General features: G+C 66.3%; 15 protein-coding genes, 1 tRNA gene and 1 pseudogene. 13 read left to right on the top strand and 4 right to left on the bottom strand.

Annotation, left to right across the window (positions count from 1 at the left end; translation table 11 throughout):
• Positions 1-9: 9 nt before the first annotated feature.
• Genes ACYKG1_RS04820 through ACYKG1_RS04805 form a run of 4 tightly spaced genes read left to right on the top strand, consistent with a single transcriptional unit; the run spans position 10 to position 4,376 of the window.
• Positions 10-963 (top strand): AAA family ATPase, encoded by a 954-nt coding sequence (locus ACYKG1_RS04820; RefSeq protein WP_100471455.1) that lies wholly within the window; start codon positions 10-12, stop codon positions 961-963.
• 23 nt (positions 964-986) lie between these two features.
• Positions 987-1,910 (top strand): DUF58 domain-containing protein, encoded by a 924-nt coding sequence (locus ACYKG1_RS04815; protein ID WP_478472701.1) that lies wholly within the window; start codon positions 987-989, stop codon positions 1,908-1,910.
• Positions 1,903-3,852, top strand: a complete 1,950-nt coding sequence (locus tag ACYKG1_RS04810; protein WP_478471953.1) for a transglutaminase TgpA family protein — start codon at positions 1,903-1,905, stop codon at positions 3,850-3,852. Before ACYKG1_RS04815 ends, ACYKG1_RS04810 begins: the two co-directional genes overlap by 8 nt.
• Positions 3,849-4,376 carry a Slp family lipoprotein gene (locus ACYKG1_RS04805; RefSeq protein ID WP_014036182.1) on the top strand — a complete coding sequence of 176 codons (528 nt, stop codon included), beginning with the start codon at positions 3,849-3,851 and terminating at the stop codon, positions 4,374-4,376. Before ACYKG1_RS04810 ends, ACYKG1_RS04805 begins: the two co-directional genes overlap by 4 nt.
• A gap of 80 nt (positions 4,377-4,456) precedes the next feature.
• Here ACYKG1_RS04805 and ACYKG1_RS04800 read toward each other — a convergent pair whose 3' ends face one another.
• The 4 genes from ACYKG1_RS04800 to dnaX all read right to left on the bottom strand — a co-directional run bounded on the left by ACYKG1_RS04800 (position 4,457) and on the right by dnaX (position 7,979).
• Positions 4,457-4,816 carry a histidine triad nucleotide-binding protein gene (locus ACYKG1_RS04800; protein ID WP_100471452.1) on the bottom strand — a complete coding sequence of 120 codons (360 nt, stop codon included), beginning with the start codon at positions 4,814-4,816 and terminating at the stop codon, positions 4,457-4,459.
• Positions 4,817-4,882: 66 nt separating this feature from the next.
• Positions 4,883-5,482 carry a recombination mediator RecR gene (recR, locus tag ACYKG1_RS04795; RefSeq protein ID WP_005415496.1) on the bottom strand — a complete coding sequence of 200 codons (600 nt, stop codon included), beginning with the start codon at positions 5,480-5,482 and terminating at the stop codon, positions 4,883-4,885.
• 103 nt (positions 5,483-5,585) lie between these two features.
• On the bottom strand, positions 5,586-5,906 hold the full coding sequence (locus ACYKG1_RS04790) for a YbaB/EbfC family nucleoid-associated protein (protein ID WP_010483846.1): 321 nt from the start codon (positions 5,904-5,906) through the stop codon (positions 5,586-5,588).
• 6 nt (positions 5,907-5,912) lie between these two features.
• Positions 5,913-7,979: a DNA polymerase III subunit gamma/tau gene (gene dnaX / locus ACYKG1_RS04785; RefSeq protein ID WP_478471951.1), complete on the bottom strand. Its 2,067-nt coding sequence runs from the start codon at positions 7,977-7,979 to the stop codon at positions 5,913-5,915.
• A gap of 143 nt (positions 7,980-8,122) precedes the next feature.
• Between dnaX and ACYKG1_RS04780 the strand changes: the two genes are divergently transcribed.
• From ACYKG1_RS04780 to ACYKG1_RS04740, 9 genes and pseudogenes are all read left to right on the top strand, one after another.
• Positions 8,123-8,215, top strand: a tRNA-Ser gene (locus ACYKG1_RS04780).
• A gap of 574 nt (positions 8,216-8,789) precedes the next feature.
• Positions 8,790-9,119 carry a hypothetical protein gene (locus ACYKG1_RS04775; protein WP_157804587.1) on the top strand — a complete coding sequence of 110 codons (330 nt, stop codon included), beginning with the start codon at positions 8,790-8,792 and terminating at the stop codon, positions 9,117-9,119.
• A complete protein-coding gene (locus ACYKG1_RS04770; protein ID WP_478471950.1) occupies positions 9,116-10,171 on the top strand; it encodes an OmpA family protein in 1,056 nt (351 codons plus the stop codon). Before ACYKG1_RS04775 ends, ACYKG1_RS04770 begins: the two co-directional genes overlap by 4 nt.
• Positions 10,172-10,711: 540 nt before the next feature.
• Complete coding sequence (locus tag ACYKG1_RS04765; protein ID WP_014036176.1) at positions 10,712-10,984, top strand: hypothetical protein; 273 nt, start codon at positions 10,712-10,714, stop codon at positions 10,982-10,984.
• Positions 10,985-11,096: 112 nt separating this feature from the next.
• Positions 11,097-11,243 (top strand): annotated as a pseudogene (locus tag ACYKG1_RS04760) (hypothetical protein); the annotation flags it as partial.
• 3 nt (positions 11,244-11,246) lie between these two features.
• On the top strand, positions 11,247-12,626 hold the full coding sequence (locus tag ACYKG1_RS04755) for a hypothetical protein (RefSeq protein ID WP_478472700.1): 1,380 nt from the start codon (positions 11,247-11,249) through the stop codon (positions 12,624-12,626).
• A complete protein-coding gene (locus ACYKG1_RS04750; protein WP_478471948.1) occupies positions 12,623-13,408 on the top strand; it encodes a hypothetical protein in 786 nt (261 codons plus the stop codon). Before ACYKG1_RS04755 ends, ACYKG1_RS04750 begins: the two co-directional genes overlap by 4 nt.
• Positions 13,409-13,423: 15 nt before the next feature.
• Entirely contained in the window at positions 13,424-14,239 is an 816-nt protein-coding gene (locus ACYKG1_RS04745) for a TadE/TadG family type IV pilus assembly protein (protein WP_014036173.1), read from the top strand.
• Positions 14,223-14,891, top strand: coding sequence for a hypothetical protein (locus ACYKG1_RS04740; protein ID WP_262083181.1), 669 nt, complete (start codon positions 14,223-14,225; stop codon positions 14,889-14,891). Before ACYKG1_RS04745 ends, ACYKG1_RS04740 begins: the two co-directional genes overlap by 17 nt.
• Positions 14,892-14,901 lie beyond the last annotated feature (10 nt).

The following is a 14,901-nucleotide window of genomic DNA, read 5'->3' as shown; positions in this document are numbered from 1 at the left end:
GAGACGATCATGCCTGCCTCGTCCCCCAATCCCAGCATGCTAACCGATCAACTGCGCCAGGCCCTGCGGGAGGCACAGGATCAGGTGAACGCACTGGTGCTGGGCAAGGTGCCGGAAGTCAGGCTGGCCTTTGTCGCCCTGCTTTCCGGCGGTCACCTGCTCATCGAGGATCTGCCCGGCCTGGGCAAGACCACACTTGCGCATGCACTGGCCAGCAGCCTCGGGCTCAGTTTCCAGCGCGTGCAGTTCACATCCGACCTGTTGCCGGCCGATGTGCTTGGCGTATCGGTGTACGAGGCTGGCAGCCGTCAGTTCCAGTTCCACCCCGGCCCGGTGTTCACTCACGTGCTGCTGGCCGATGAGATCAATCGTGCACCACCGCGCACGCAGAGCGCGTTGCTGGAAGCGATGGCCGAGCAGCAGGTCACCCTGGATGGACAGACGCATCCGCTGCCCGACCCGTTCTTCGTGATCGCCACGCAGAACCCGGTCGACCTGTCCGGCACCTTCCCGTTGCCGGATTCGCAGCTGGATCGTTTCCTGCTGCGGCTGGCGATGGGCTATCCGAGCGCGCAGGCCGAGCGCGAGCTGCTGCGTGGCAGCGATCGTCGCGACCTCATCGCACGCGCGGTGCCGAAGCTGGACGACACCCAGGTGCGTGCACTGCGTGAAGCCGTTGGCCAGGTGCACGCCAGCGATGCGCTGATCGACTACGTGCAGGCATTGCTGACCCGCAGCCGCCAGCATGCCGGCGTACGTGTGGGCCTGTCACCGCGTGCCGGGCTGGCCCTGCTGCGCGCGGCCAAGGCCCACGCGCTGCTGCTCGGCCGTGGGCATGTGGTGCCCGAAGACGTGCAGACCCTCTTCATAGCGGTGGCCGGCCATCGCCTGGTGGCAGAGGCCGAATCCAGCTCCGGGCCTGCACTGGCACGGGCGATCCTGCAGACCGTCGCGGTGGACTGAAGGTGGCCACACGCTGGGCACGCATGCAGCTGCTGGCACGCCCACGCAGGCCCGAAGCCTTGCCGCAGCGGCTGGATCGCCATCGCATCTATGTACTGCCGACCCGTTTCGGCCTGTTCGTCGCCACCCTGCTGTCGGCGATGCTGCTGGGCGCATTGAACTACAACAACAACCCTGCGCTGCTGCTGGCCCTGTTGCTGGCTGCAGCGGCGATCGCCAGCGCCATCGCCGCGCACCTGCAGCTGTCCGGCATACAGATCGATGCAATCTCCGCCGAACCGGTGCCGGCCGGGCATCCCCTGCGCCTTCGCGTGGACCTGTCGCTGCGCGACCCGCGCGCGCGCCATGGGCTGCACCTGCAGCTGGGCGCAAGCGAGGCCTGGGTCGCACTGCCTGCACACGGTCGCGGCGAAGTGGAGCTGGATGTCCCCAGCGAGCGCCGCGGCTGGCTGGAACTACCCCGCATCCGCCTGTCGAGCACGCAGCCGCTGGGACTGGTGCGGGCATGGTCGTGGGTATGGCCCGAGCAGCCGCTGCTGGTCTATCCGCTTGCCGAGGCTCTGGCACCGCCCCTTCCGGAAAGTGGCAGCGATCCACTGCACACCCGTGCCCATGCCAGTGGCGATGAGCTGCATCAGCTGCGCCCCTATCGTGCCGGCGACGCCCCACGCAGCATTGCCTGGAAACACTCGGCACGCCGCGACAGCCTGCTGGTACGCGAGTACGAAAAGCCGATCGGCATCGACGTGGTGCTGGACTGGCGCGCGCTGGCGCCGATGGGCCATGAAGCGCGCATTGCGCGGCTGGCGCGCTGGGTCGACATGGCCGAGCGCGAAGGCCGCCGCTACACGCTGCTGCTTCCGGCCCAGCCACCGCTCGGGCCCGGCCAGGGCGCCAGCCACCACCACCTGTGCCTGCGCGCACTGGCGTTGATGCCCCATGACTGAGCCTGCCGTCCTGCTCGATCGCAACGCCCGCAGCTGGACCCTGGCCAGCGCGGCGCTGGCGCTGCTGCCACTCCTGCTGCAGCTGCCGCCGGCACTGGCCGTGGTGATCGCGATCGCCGCCGTGCTGACCGCTGCGCTTTCGTGGCGGCGTGTGCTGCCGATGCCGGTTCGCCTGCTGCTGGTGCTGGCCATGCTCGCCACCATCGTCTGGCAGATGGGCATGGTGCGGCCGGGCCGTGATACCGGCTGTGCATTGCTGGCAGCGATGCTGGCGATCAAATCCAGCGAGCTGCGCAACCTGCGCGATGCGCGCAGCCTGCTGGGCTTCGCGCTGTTCTCGCCCTTCGCGGCCTTCCTGCTCGACCAGGGGCCGCTGACCACTGGATTGGCGGCGCTGGCCGCGGTTGCCGCACTGCTGGCCCTGCAGCGCCTGGCCCAGGATGAGGGTCGCAGCCCAGGCCTGCCACTGCGCGGCCAACTGCGCGGCGTCGGTCGCCTGCTTGGCATCGGCCTGCCCCTGGCACTGGCCTGCTTCTGGCTGTTCCCGCGCCTGTCCACGCCGTTGTGGGGCGTCCCAGAACGAGCGGTGGGTACACCGGGCCTGGCTGACAGCATGGCGCCGGACCAATGGTTGGACCTCATGGCCGACGACACCCCGGCGCTGCGCGTGCAGTTCTTCGGTGCGGTGCCCGAGCCCGCGCAGCGCTATTGGCGCGGTCCGGTGCTGACGTCGTTCGACGGCCACCGCTGGAGCCGCGATCGCGCGACGGCCCGGCGCCCCGCCCCCATGGTCGAAGCCGCCGCACAGGGATGGGACTACCAGATCGACTACGAGCCCACCGACCGTCGCCTGCTGGTGGCACTGGACCTGCCCAGCCGCGCACCGGAGGGCAGCAGCTTCGATGCGGACATGAGCCTGCGCAGCGACCGCACGCTGTCCGCGCTCAGCCGCTGGCGGTTGCATTCGGCGCCGCCGCAACGGTTCGACACCGATCTGTCGCCCTATCTGCGCCGCGCCGCGTTGCAGCTTCCGCCCGGCTTCAATCCGCGCACTGCCCAGCTGGCACGGCAATGGCGGCAGGAGGCCGGCAATGATGACGAAGCCATCGTCCGCCGCGCGCTGCAGTGGATCACCCGCGACTTCTCCTACACGCTGGAAACCCCGGTGGCCGGGCGCGATCCGGTCGACGATTTCCTGTTCAACTACAAGGCCGGCTTCTGCCAGCACTTCAGCTCGGCCTTCGTGGTGCTGATGCGCAACGCCGGCATTCCGGCCCGGGTGGTGACCGGCTTCGCAGGCGGCACCCGCAACCGCATCGGCGACTACTGGGTGGTGCGGCGCATGGATGCCCACGCCTGGGCCGAAGTGTGGCTGCCGCAACGCGGCTGGGTCCGGGTCGACCCGACTGCGGCCGTGGCACCGGAACGCATCCTGGACACGCTGGACGACCGCCTGCAGGCCGGCACGGAGACCCCGCTGCAGCAGCGCTGGCTGCAGCTGGGGCAGATGGGTGACTGGCTGCGCCGCGGCTGGAACGACCTGGTGCTTTCCTTCGACGCACGCCGCCAGCAGCAGCTGCTCAAGCCGCTCGGGCTGGGTGATCTCGGGCCGGCACAGCTGGTGGCCGGCTTCGTGGTCGCCGCGCTGCTGGCATTGGCGTGGATGGCCTGGTTGCTGGCCCGCGGCGAGCGCGAGCGCGACCCGCTGCTGCGCGCCTGGCACCGGCTGGGGCGCCGCTATGCGCGCCTTGGCCTGGCCCGCGAATCCAACGAGACGGCATGCGACTGGGCACGGCGGGTACACGCCCAGCACCCCGACCCCGCCCTGCTTGCACTCAGCCAGCGTTTCGCCGACGCGCGTTACGCTGGAACTTGCACCGACCCCGCTTCATTATTGCGGGACCTGCGCAGGCATCGCCCGACTTCCGGAGCCTCCCCATGAACACCAAGTTCCTCCTCACCGCCGTGGCCACGCTGGCCCTGTCGGCCTGCGCCACGGCCCCCAAGCCGCTGCAGGGACAGTTCAGCCTGGTCTCCCCGCGCGACTCGGTCGCCACCCAGCAGGTCGGCACGCCGGTCCGTTGGGGCGGCCGCATCATCGAAACCAAGCCCGGCCAGGGCGAGACCTGTTTCCAGATGATCTCGCGCCCGCTCAACGCCAGCGGCCGCCCGAACACCACCTCGTCCGACGCCAGCGATGGCCGCTTCATTGCCTGCCGCGCCGGGTTCTACGACCCGGCCGTGTTTGAAGCCGGCCGCGACGTGACCTTCATCGGCAAGATCGACGGCTACCAGAACACCCGCATCGGCGAGTACGACTACCGCCTGCCGAAGCTGTCGGCCGACGTGATCTACCTGTGGCCGGAACAGCGCCAGGTCGATGTGGTGCCCTACCCCTATGGCCCGTGGGGCCCAGGCCCGTATGGCCCGTACTGGGGCGGTTATGGCCGCTGGGGCTGGTGGTGATCGCCACCTGGCTTGCGTAATGGAAAAAGGCCGCCCCTGGGCGGCCTTTTTCATCCACGCATGACGTGGATGCCGGGTGCTCAGCGGCCCGGCGTACCGAAATGCCCCAGCGGCCCACCGGCCAGCAGGTGCATGTGGATATGGAACACGGTCTGCCCGGCATGCTCGCGGCAGTTCATCACGATGCGGTAGCCGTCCTGCGCGAGACCTTCGCGGCGCGCGTACTCGGCGGCGGCCAGGGCCAGCTTGCCGATCAGGTGCGCCTGCGACGGCTGCAGGTCGTCCAGGGTCGGGATGATCTCGTTCTTCGGAATGAACAGTACGTGCACCGGCGCCTGCGGTGCGATGTCCTTGAAGCCCAGCACCTCGTCGTCCTCGTAGACGATGGTGGCCGGGATCTCACGACGGATGATCTTGCTGAAGAGGGTTTCGTTGCTCATGGTCGGCCTCGGCGGGATGTCTTCCGCATTGTAGGCCGGACGCGCCGGGCGCTGCCCGGACAGCGCTCAGTCGCGGAATTCGCTGCGCGTGCCGAACGCGTGCGACAGCGTGCCGCGGTCAACGTATTCGAGCTCGCCACCGAGCGGCAGGCCCTGCGCCAGCCGGCTGGGCTGCACCTTGCGCGCGCGCGCCAGCTGCGCCAGGTAGTGCGCGGTGGCTTCGCCTTCGACGGTGGCACTGGTGGCGATGATCAGCTCCTGCACCTCGCCTTCGGCCAGCCGCTGCTCCAGCTGCTCCAGGCCCAGCTCGCGCGGGCCGACGCCATCAAGTGGCGACAGCCGCCCCTGCAGTACGAAGTAGACACCGCGGAAGCCAGTGGCGTTCTCGATGGCCAGGCGGTCGGCCGGCGATTCGACCACGCACAGCTGGCTGCGCTCGCGGCTGCTGTTGGCACAGGTCGGGCACAGTTCGGTTTCGCTGAAGTCGCGGCATTGCGCGCAGTGGCCGATACGCTCCACCGCCAAAGCCAGGGTTTCGGCCAGGCGCTGGCCACCTTCGCGCTCGCGCTCGAGCAGGTGGTAGGCCATGCGCTGCGCGGTCTTCTGGCCGACGCCAGGCAGCACCCGCAGTGCGTCGATCAATTGTTCAAGCAGGGGTGCGGACACGGCGGCATGCTTTGTAGAGCCGAGCCATGCTCGACTGAGGGCTGGAACCGTCGAACAGTTCGATGCTGCGTGGCACCCGCTTGCGCAGGTGCCACGCTGAAGATCAGAACGGCAGCTTCATGCCCGGCGGCAGCTGCATGCCGGCGGTCGCCGAACCCATCTTCGACTTCGATTCGGCATCGATCTTGTTCGAGGCATCGTTGAAGGCGGCGGCGATCAGGTCTTCCAGCATTTCCGGATCGCTGGCCAGCGACGGGTCGATGCGCACCTTGCGGCATTCCTTGGCGCCGGTCAGGGTCACGCTGACCATGCCGCCACCAGCGCTGCCGGTCACTTCGATCCTGGCGATTTCTTCCTGGGCCTTCTGCAGGTTTTCCTGCATCTTCTGGGCCTGCTGCATCAGTTGGGCGATATTGCCGCGCATAGTGTCTTACTCGTCAAAAGAACGGATGGAATCGGAAACAACCCGTGCGCCATGCTGTTGGATCAGCACCTGCACTTCCGGGTCGTCCATGAAAACAGCCTCTGCCACCTGCTGCCGCTCGCCACGCTGGCGGTCGGCCCGCTGATGCAGGGTTTCGGCCGGAACGTGTTCGGTTTCCACGGTCTCGACCACGATCTTCGGCGCCTGGCCGAGGGCCTTCTGCAGCATCTCGCCCAGGGCAGCCAGCGCGCGCTCCGAGCGCAGGTATTCAAATCCGGGCGAAAGGCCCAGTTTCAAGGTCCCATGCTGGCAGCTGATGAACGCGGCGTTGGCGGCCAGCTGCCGCGAGGGGCCGCTGAGGCCGCTGTTGGCGACCAGGTCCAGCCAGTCTTCGGCAGTGGCCAGCTCGCTGACACCGTCCTGCGGTGCGGCGGCATGCGCCGGGGCCCGCTCGGCATGTTCGGCTGGTGCAATGGCAATGCCTTCGGCGCGGAACGGGCGCTCGGGCAGCGCAGGCTCGCTGGGAGCCGCGACGGGAGCCGGCGGTTCGTGCCAGGGCGCAGCCATGGCGGCGTCCGGGCCGGACATCTCGGCCGCCAACGCCTCGTCACGCGCCTCGGCTTCGCCGGTGGCCCAGGGCGGCAGGTCGTCGCTTGACTCTGCAGTGACGGCAGGCGCCGGCGCTTCTGCCTCGACCTTCACCGGCGGCGGTGAGACGGGCTCTTCCACCGGAACCGGCTCGGGCTCAGGCGTCGGATCCGGCTCCGGTTGCGGGGCCGGCTCGGGTTCGGGTTCAGGTTCGCGTGGTGCGGCCTGCGCGGTGGCAGCCACCTGCGGCGCCACGGTCGGACTGGCCGAGGTTGCGGCAGCGGCCGGCGTCGCTTCGTGGCTACCGGTACCGGCACCACCACCGGCAGCGTTGCCGCCTGGCGCGCCGCCCATCGCACCGTCGCCCCCCTTCGGCACCGGCGGTACCGCTGCGGCCGGACGGAACGCCAACATGCGCAGTACCGCCATTTCAAAGCCTGCGCGCGGGCTCGGTGCCAACGGCAGGTCGCGCCGGCCATTCAGGGCCATCTGGTACCAGAGCTGCACCACTTCCGGGCGCAGGCGCTCGGCGAATGCCGCGGCATCCAGGCCTTCCGCGGCGGCGGCGCCCGGCACCAGCTGCTGCACCTGGATGCGGTGCAGCCCTTCGGCCAGCGCTTCCAGCACACCACTCCAGTCCGGCGAGAACTCGGCCAGCGCGGCCACCACCTGCAGCAGGCGCGGGCCATCGCCCTCGGCCAGCGCATCGAGCATCGCCGCCACCTGGGTGCGGTCCACGGTACCCAGCATGGTGCGCACCACGTCCTCGCGCAGCGCGCCGCCGGCATAGGCGATCGCCTGGTCCAGCAGTGACAGGCCGTCACGCAGGCTGCCATCGGCAGCCTTGGCCAGCTGCACGATGGCGCTGCCGTCGGCCTCGATCTCTTCGGCCGCCAGGATGCGGGTCATCTGGCCCTGGATCTGGTCTTCATCCAGGCGCTTGAGGTTGAACTGCAGGCAGCGGCTGAGCACGGTGACCGGCAGCTTCTGCGGATCGGTGGTGGCCAGCAGGAACTTCACATGCTCCGGCGGTTCTTCCAGCGTCTTCAGCAGCGCATTGAACGCCGCCTTGGACAGCATGTGCACTTCGTCGATCAGGTAGACCTTGTACTTGCCGCGCGAGGGCATGTACTGCGCGTTCTCGATCACCTCGCGCACGTCGTCCACGCCGGTGTTGGACGCGGCGTCGATTTCCAGCAGGTCGATGTAACGCCCCGCGTCGATGTCCAGACAGGCGGCGCACTGGCCGCACGGGTCGGCGCTGGTGCCCTGCTCGCAGTTCAGCGACTTGGCGAAGATGCGCGCGATGGTGGTCTTGCCCACGCCACGGGTGCCGGTGAACAGGAACGCGTGGTGGACCCGGCCGCTGTCCAGCGCGTTGCTGAGCGCACGGACCACGTGTTCCTGGCCCACCAGCTCGGCAAAACGCTTCGGACGCCACTTGCGGGCAAGGACGAGATAGGACATCAGGCCACCGTTTTCCATCGGATGTTCCATTGTGCCATGCCTGTCCAGCCCCCTCGCCACCCATTGCCATGGATACGCCCTTGATCGGGGTGCTTGTGTCCGGCCGCGCCGCCCGCTAGAATCTGCGCCCCTGCTGAGGCGTTTGCCGATGGCAGGGATCCGGAGAGGTGTCCGAGTGGTTGAAGGAGCACGCCTGGAAAGTGTGTAAGCGTCTAAACCGCGCTTCGGGGGTTCGAATCCCCCTCTCTCCGCCAGACAAACGCAAAAGGGCCGCCCACAAGGCGGCCCTTTTGCGTTTGTCTGGCGGATGGGATGGGTGGTGAGAAGCCACGCCGGGGTTCGACGGTTCTGCAGGAGCAGAACCGGACCGCCGCAGGCGGGTCCCGAGGAGCAACGCGCATCGGGATCGGGTGCATGGATGCACCCGACAATCCCCCTCTCTCCGCCAGATAACTGAAAAAGGCTGCCCTATGGGCGGCCTTTTTCAGTTATCTGGCCAGGGACGCGAAGTGCGCTGCGCGCGCTTCGCCCCAAACGTTGCTGCGTAACGTTCGGGTGCCTCCCCTTGCCGGCCTCTCCCCGCTCCTGATCCATCGGTAGATCCACGCCATGCGTGGATGCCGGGCCGGGCACCGCGCGTCCACGTTCGACGGCCGTTCAACGACAGGACCTGCCCCGCGTCGCGGCACCCCGCCCCCTCCCTCACCACTGACCACACTGTCGCGATGCAACGACACGCTGGCACTCACTGCCTGTTGCTATGCTCGGGGCACAGGGGATTGATGCCCGCCAACGGGCCGGATGAGGAACATCAACATGCGGTATTTCATGACGAAGCTAGTGATCACCTCCGCCTTGCTGATCGGCAGCGGCACCGCAGTCGCGCAAGGCGGCGGTGCGGCGCAGTTCGGCGCATTGGGAGGCACGCATGCAGGCAACGCCCTGGCGTGCGGCGCTACCCCGGAACAGGCGGCCAAGCTGCGCGCAAGCCACAAGGCGCAGGCAAAAACCGTGTTCGGTACCGAAGCAGGCTTCGACCAGGCCTATGACACGGCCGAAGCACAGACGCAGAAGAAGATCACCGATGCCTGGAAGAAGGGCCAGTACAAGCCCACCAGCGAAGTCTGCAACGAACTGATGAAGCAGGTGCGTTCATGATGCAGACGCACGGATCGACGATGTCCGCGGTGCGCGCGAGCCTGTTGGCCGCCAGCCTGGTGCTGGCACTGGGCGCCTGCAAGCGCGCTGGCGAAGCTCCCGCAGAGGGCGGCGCTTCATCGGCCGCGCCATCCAGTGCCGCCGCGGGATCATCGCCCGAGGCTCCGCCGGCCACGAATGGAAACGAGAAAGCCTCTGCTTTCAACGTTGCCGACCTTCCGGTATCCCAGGCGACCATTGGCAGCTTCCCCTATCTCGGGCTGCCGCAGGGCTACGCCAGCCAGGACGTCGTGGACAGCGAATTTGATCGCGTACCGTTCTGGACCGGTGATCGCGTGGAATGGATTGAAGGCAAGATTCACTCTTCGGTACTGCAGAGCAGCGGCGATCACCCTTACTCGCAACTTGAGCTCAGCCGCAATGTGCAGAGCCTGGTCGAGGCCCTGGGTGGCAAGCGTATTTTCTCCGGCACCATTCCCGCCGATGCATCACGCGACATCGGCAACAGCAAGGCTGCGACCACCTATGTCGGCGGCATCGGCGATATCTACAACGAACCCGCAGAAACCTATGTCATCCATCGCGAAGATCGTGACATCTGGATTCACCTGGGTTCGGGTGGAAACGCCGGCGGCCTGCTCGTCGCAGAGACAAAGCCGGTGCAGATCACGGCCAAGGTCATTGAAGCCGACAGCCTGAAGCAGGCACTGGACAGCAGTGGGAAGGTATCCATCCAGGTGAACTTCGCAACCGACGCCGCCGAGATCCTGCCCGATTCCGAACCACAGATCGCGCAGGTCACGCAGCTGCTGCAGGCCGATCCGAAGCTTCGTCTTTCCGTGGAAGGACACACTGACAACAGCGGCAGCCAATCGCACAACCAGACGCTTTCGCAGGCGCGCGCGGAGTCGGTACGCAATCGTCTTGTCGGCAGCGGAATCGCTGCTGATCGCCTGGGCGCGAAAGGCTTTGGGCAGAGCCAGCCGGTCGCCGACAATACGACCGAAGAAGGGCGTCGCGCCAATCGTCGCGTGGAACTGGTCAAGCGCTGATATCACGACGACTTTAATGCGCTGCAGCCATCCGGGAAAAAGCACATGCCCTGCATGTGCTTTTTTCTTTTCCGCAGTGCGCGACCATCCACTTCATCTCGAATCCCGCAGAGTAAAAAGCATTCGGATCTGTTATTCGATTCGAGTGGGGGACGGGTCCTGCATGCATCACAGGAAGCGCGCCAATATTTCGACACACCAACCGCCTGCATGACATAAATGTGTCAATCAGATGTTAATTTCTTCAATGAAAATCGGTGCATCTAGCTCAAAATTGACGCACTTATGTGCAGACAATTGTTAATCTGCAATACGCATCACATTTTCAAATATTTCATTGCATATCGGAAAAACCTGACTTGTAACGTCAATTTTCTGTCGATAGGCTTGGCCCCGTTCTCGAACGAGCGACAAATTTTCGACGAACCAGGGTGTGAGCTTCCTGTCTTTACCTCGCCCTGCCATTAATCAGGATCCCCCAGCGGACACGCCGAATATCCCGCACACCCGGGAGGATTCCTGCCATCAAGGAGGAAATACATGGAACGCAGCCGTCGTCACATCCGTTTTTCCCGTAAGCAGGCCGGTCAAGGCATGACCGAGTACATCATCATCACCGCGCTGATCGCCATTGCCGCGATCGGAGCCGTCACCTTCTTCGGAGGCACGGTTCGCAGCCAGGTGGCAGGCATGTCGAAAGAACTTTCCGGCCAGAGCGCGACGCAGTCGATCAACCGCGCCAAGAACCAGGCCAACAGCGCCCAGCAGGAAGCTGACAAGACCAAGGGCATGGACGCGTACAAGAACAAGTAATACCCCAGCCCTGGCGGCATGAAGCCGCCAGGGCCCTCCCAGCATAATCTCCCTGCGCGCACCGCACGCGGCGCGCGACGGGCAGCCATGGCCTCCGGCCCAGGAATTCGTTATGCGCAGCGCATTGGCTTTGGCACGAAGCCGTGCGGCCCGGGGCGTTTCCAGCCACCGAACGGTCGCCGGCCAAGCAATGGTTCTCGGGCTGGCACTCATTCTGGTTCTGTGCATCGGGATTGTCCTGTTGTTCAACACAGGGCAGGTGGTGAACAAGAAGGTTGAGCTGGTCAATGCGGCCGACGCCGCGGCCTACAGCGTTGCAATCCAGCAGGCGCGCGCACTTAACTACGCGGCCTACATGAACCGTGCCCGCGTTGCCAACGAAGTGGCCGTGGCGCAGACGATCAGCCTCTATTCGTGGCTGAACCAGATGCACACGACCTCGATCGTCATCCGCACCACGCTGGATGTGCTCTCCGCCATTCCCTACATCGGCGTGGTGTTCAAGGCACTGGCAACCGCCTTCAAGGTCGCCGAACGCATTCTCAAGGTCACCCGCCAGGCGTTCCAGCCTGTCGCGCAGGCGGCCATCATCGCCATCGACAAACTCAACATGATGTTCGCCGCCTCGGTGCAGCTCGTCATTGAAGGCGTATCGCGCCTGGACAGCTACACCATCGCCAAGGATGTGCTGCAGCGGAATTCACCGCAGGCACAGCTGGGCACCATAGGAACCGCGGTGCTTGGCACGCAACTGGCCACCGCCGAGAACCGGCTGCTGCAACGCTACAACATTCCCCGCACCGCCAACGGTGGCTCGGCCACGCAGCGCCAGGGCGCCGATCGCTTCCGCAATGTCGTCATGCAGTCCCGCGATGGCTTCAGCAAGAGCCGCAGCGATGATTTCCTCGGCTTCCTGGTGCAGTCCGGCGGCACCGACATGGTCGACTACAACCGATGGGCCGCGCTGGACACCATGGCCGTCGAGCTTCCACTGCCATGGCCGCTTTCCGATATTGACATTCCGGTCGGCTGGGGTGGCGCGCAGGCCGTGGAAAGCTATCGCAACCAGCGCTTCCTCAATGGCTTCGGCAACGGCAACGGCTGGTACTCGGACTGGGACCGTCGCCGCTACCGCCCGTATGGCGAAGCGGTGCGCCGCAATCGTGGCGCGGCGTGGATTGTCGACCGCAGCCAGGATGCCAACGTGCGCTTCGCCAATGGCCAGCATCGCAAGGCCTTCTTCACCGGCTACAACGGCCTGCGCGACTATCACGACGTCAAGGCCGGGCAGGCACTGCAGCCCTACGCCGAGAATGATCGTGACCGCGACAAGGTCGGCCCGGTCTTCACGATCTATGCAGAGACCAGTGGTGCCAGTGCGCGCACCACGTCCGGCGCCGGCATTGGCGCCCCGGCCGGCTCGCAGATGGAACTGCCGGACAAGATGGCCAACAACAAGATTGCCGCACTCTCCTCCGCGCAGGTGTTCTTCGACCGTCCAGTGCAACTGCGCATGTTCAGCCGCGATGACCGCAAGCGTGAAACCGGAAACCTGTTCAGTCCTTACTGGCAGGCACGACTGGTCAAGACCGATGCCACCACCAAGGCTGCCCTGGCGGCAGCCGGAGCCTTGATGCCATGACGTTTGCTGTTTTCAATCGCCTGCACCTGTCGATCGCCACTCTGCTCATCAGCGGGTGTGGCAGCGCGGCGGACAACGGCGAGCCTGCCGCTGCCAGGAACATGCCGGGCATCCATCTTGACCAGATTGCCGAAACCCTGGTGGATGGACGCAACGCGGCGCGCACCAGCTACCAGCAGGCACTGAGCGACTGCCAGGCGGCAGGACTGCCGACCCGCGCCCTGGATGACGCCGATGTCGCCCGCCTGGGAACCGTCCGTTACGAAGCTTGGCTTTCCAGCAACGAGGAAGTGTTCCGTACCCGCGAGTGGCGCCTGCTCAACGATGGCCCGGCGACCAGCTGCCAGTTCCGGCTGGAGGCCACCGGCCTGCAGGAGACCCAGAGCGCCGCCGGCGTGGAGCAGGTCGACCTGGCAACGGGAGAGCGCAGCCAGTCCCCTGCCGACAGCGACGGGCTCACCCGCTTTGCCGCCGAAGCCGACGAAGGCGCCGCCTCGCCGGGCTTCCAGCGCGCGGGCAACCGCAGGGTCGCCGGCCAACCGTGCAACGCGTGGAAGGACGAGAACGGACGGTTCAGCCAGTGCGTGTGGTCGGCCGGTGCCAGCTGGGGCTTCACCCCCGGTGCGCTGAACGACTACCGGCCGAGCCGCTACGCCATTGTCCTGGAGCAGGAACCCCTGGACGGCAATGGCACCCGCCTGACCACGCAGCGCATGACGGTGGGCCAACCCTTTGAACGCGGCGACCTCGAGGTACCGCGCGAACCGTCCTCCCAACGATGACCTGCTGAGGTAGCCATGGACAGGGAACGCCCATTCCGCGGCGCGCGTCGCCAGCGCGGCCAGAGTCTCACCGAAGTCGCCGTGCTCTGCGCCGTGTTGGTGCCGATTTTCCTGCTGATCCCGATCCTCGCCAAGTACATCCACGCCCGCCAGGCCACCCAGCAGGCCGCGCGCGCGATCGCGTGGGAAGCCACCGTATCGCCGGACTACAAGCTGCCGGCCAGCGGACGCCAGCGCGATCTTGCCGTCGACCGCTACTTCGGGCGTGCCAACGACCCCATCGTCAGCCAGGCCCAGACCGGCGCACGCGATGCCGCCGTCGGCGACGTACTGATGAACACCTTCTCCAACCAGCCGCTGGTGCGGCGCGGTGACCTCGCCCTGGTTTCCTACACCAGCACGTCGGCAGGCGGCATGATGAAGAAGATCGGCGACGTGACCTCGATGTTCGGTTCGTTCCCGCCCAACCGCAACGGCCTGACCCAGGCCCAGCTGCGGTTGGATGTGCAGGATCTGAAAAGTGCCAACGGCAGTGCGGCCGCCTACCTGGAACCTTTCGATTCGCTGGGCCTGAAGCTGCAGGCCACCCATGTGGTGCTGGCAGACCCCTGGAATGCCGCCGGTTCCGGGCTCAAGGTCAACTCGTCACGCTCGGTCATTGCTCAGGTCAAGCCGTTGGTGCCATCCCAGCACATGGCGGGCATCGCCAAGGCCTTTGACGGCCTCTCCGGCATCCCGATGATCGGGACGCTGAGCAGGCTTGATCCCGGTTACATCGCACCCGACGTGGTGCCTGTCGACAAGTTGCCCGCCTATGCGCCGTCGCGTTGACCTGCTGGCGGCACTGGCCGCGCTGCTGCTCGCCTGGCCCGCGTTGGCCGCGTCCTGGCCCGACATTCCCGAGCCCGAGGGTGCCCAGAGCGAGTGGGTCGCCAAGGACATGCTCTACAACGGCCTGCCCATGCGCATCTCGCGCTTCACGTCCTCATTGCCGGTGTCGTCCATCGTCGGTTTCTACAACCGGGAATGGCCCGGGCAGACCGTGATCAACGAGGTCGGTGGCAAGACCGTGATCGGCCATGCGCACGGCGAGCACTACGTGACCGTCGAGGTATCGGCCAAGGGCAGTGGCAGCCAGTCGCAGATCGGCATTACACGCCTGCTCAAGCGCAAGCCCGATGCCGCGGCAGGCGCTGATTTTCCGAAGCCGTCCGGCACCCAGGTGATCAATGACATCTCCTACCTGGACACGCCCGGGCGCAGCCTGTCCATGGAAAGCACGCTGTCTCCGTTCCAGACCGATGCCTTCTACGCCAGCCGCCTTCCCGCGGACGGCTGGCGCCGCAGTTCCGGCCCTGCCGGGTGCTCGATGATCGCGCTGCAGTGCGTGGTCCGCTACAGCAAGGGCAACCAGGAAATGACCATGACCTTCAACCGGCACGAGCAGGGAACCTCGATTGTCGTCAACCAGTCGCAGCACTGAGACCACCGCC

This window comes from Stenotrophomonas sp. 85239_Sma (assembly GCF_056481725.1).
The sequence above is the reverse complement of the archived record's forward strand: the minus strand, read 5'-3'. Positions and strand labels throughout refer to the sequence as shown.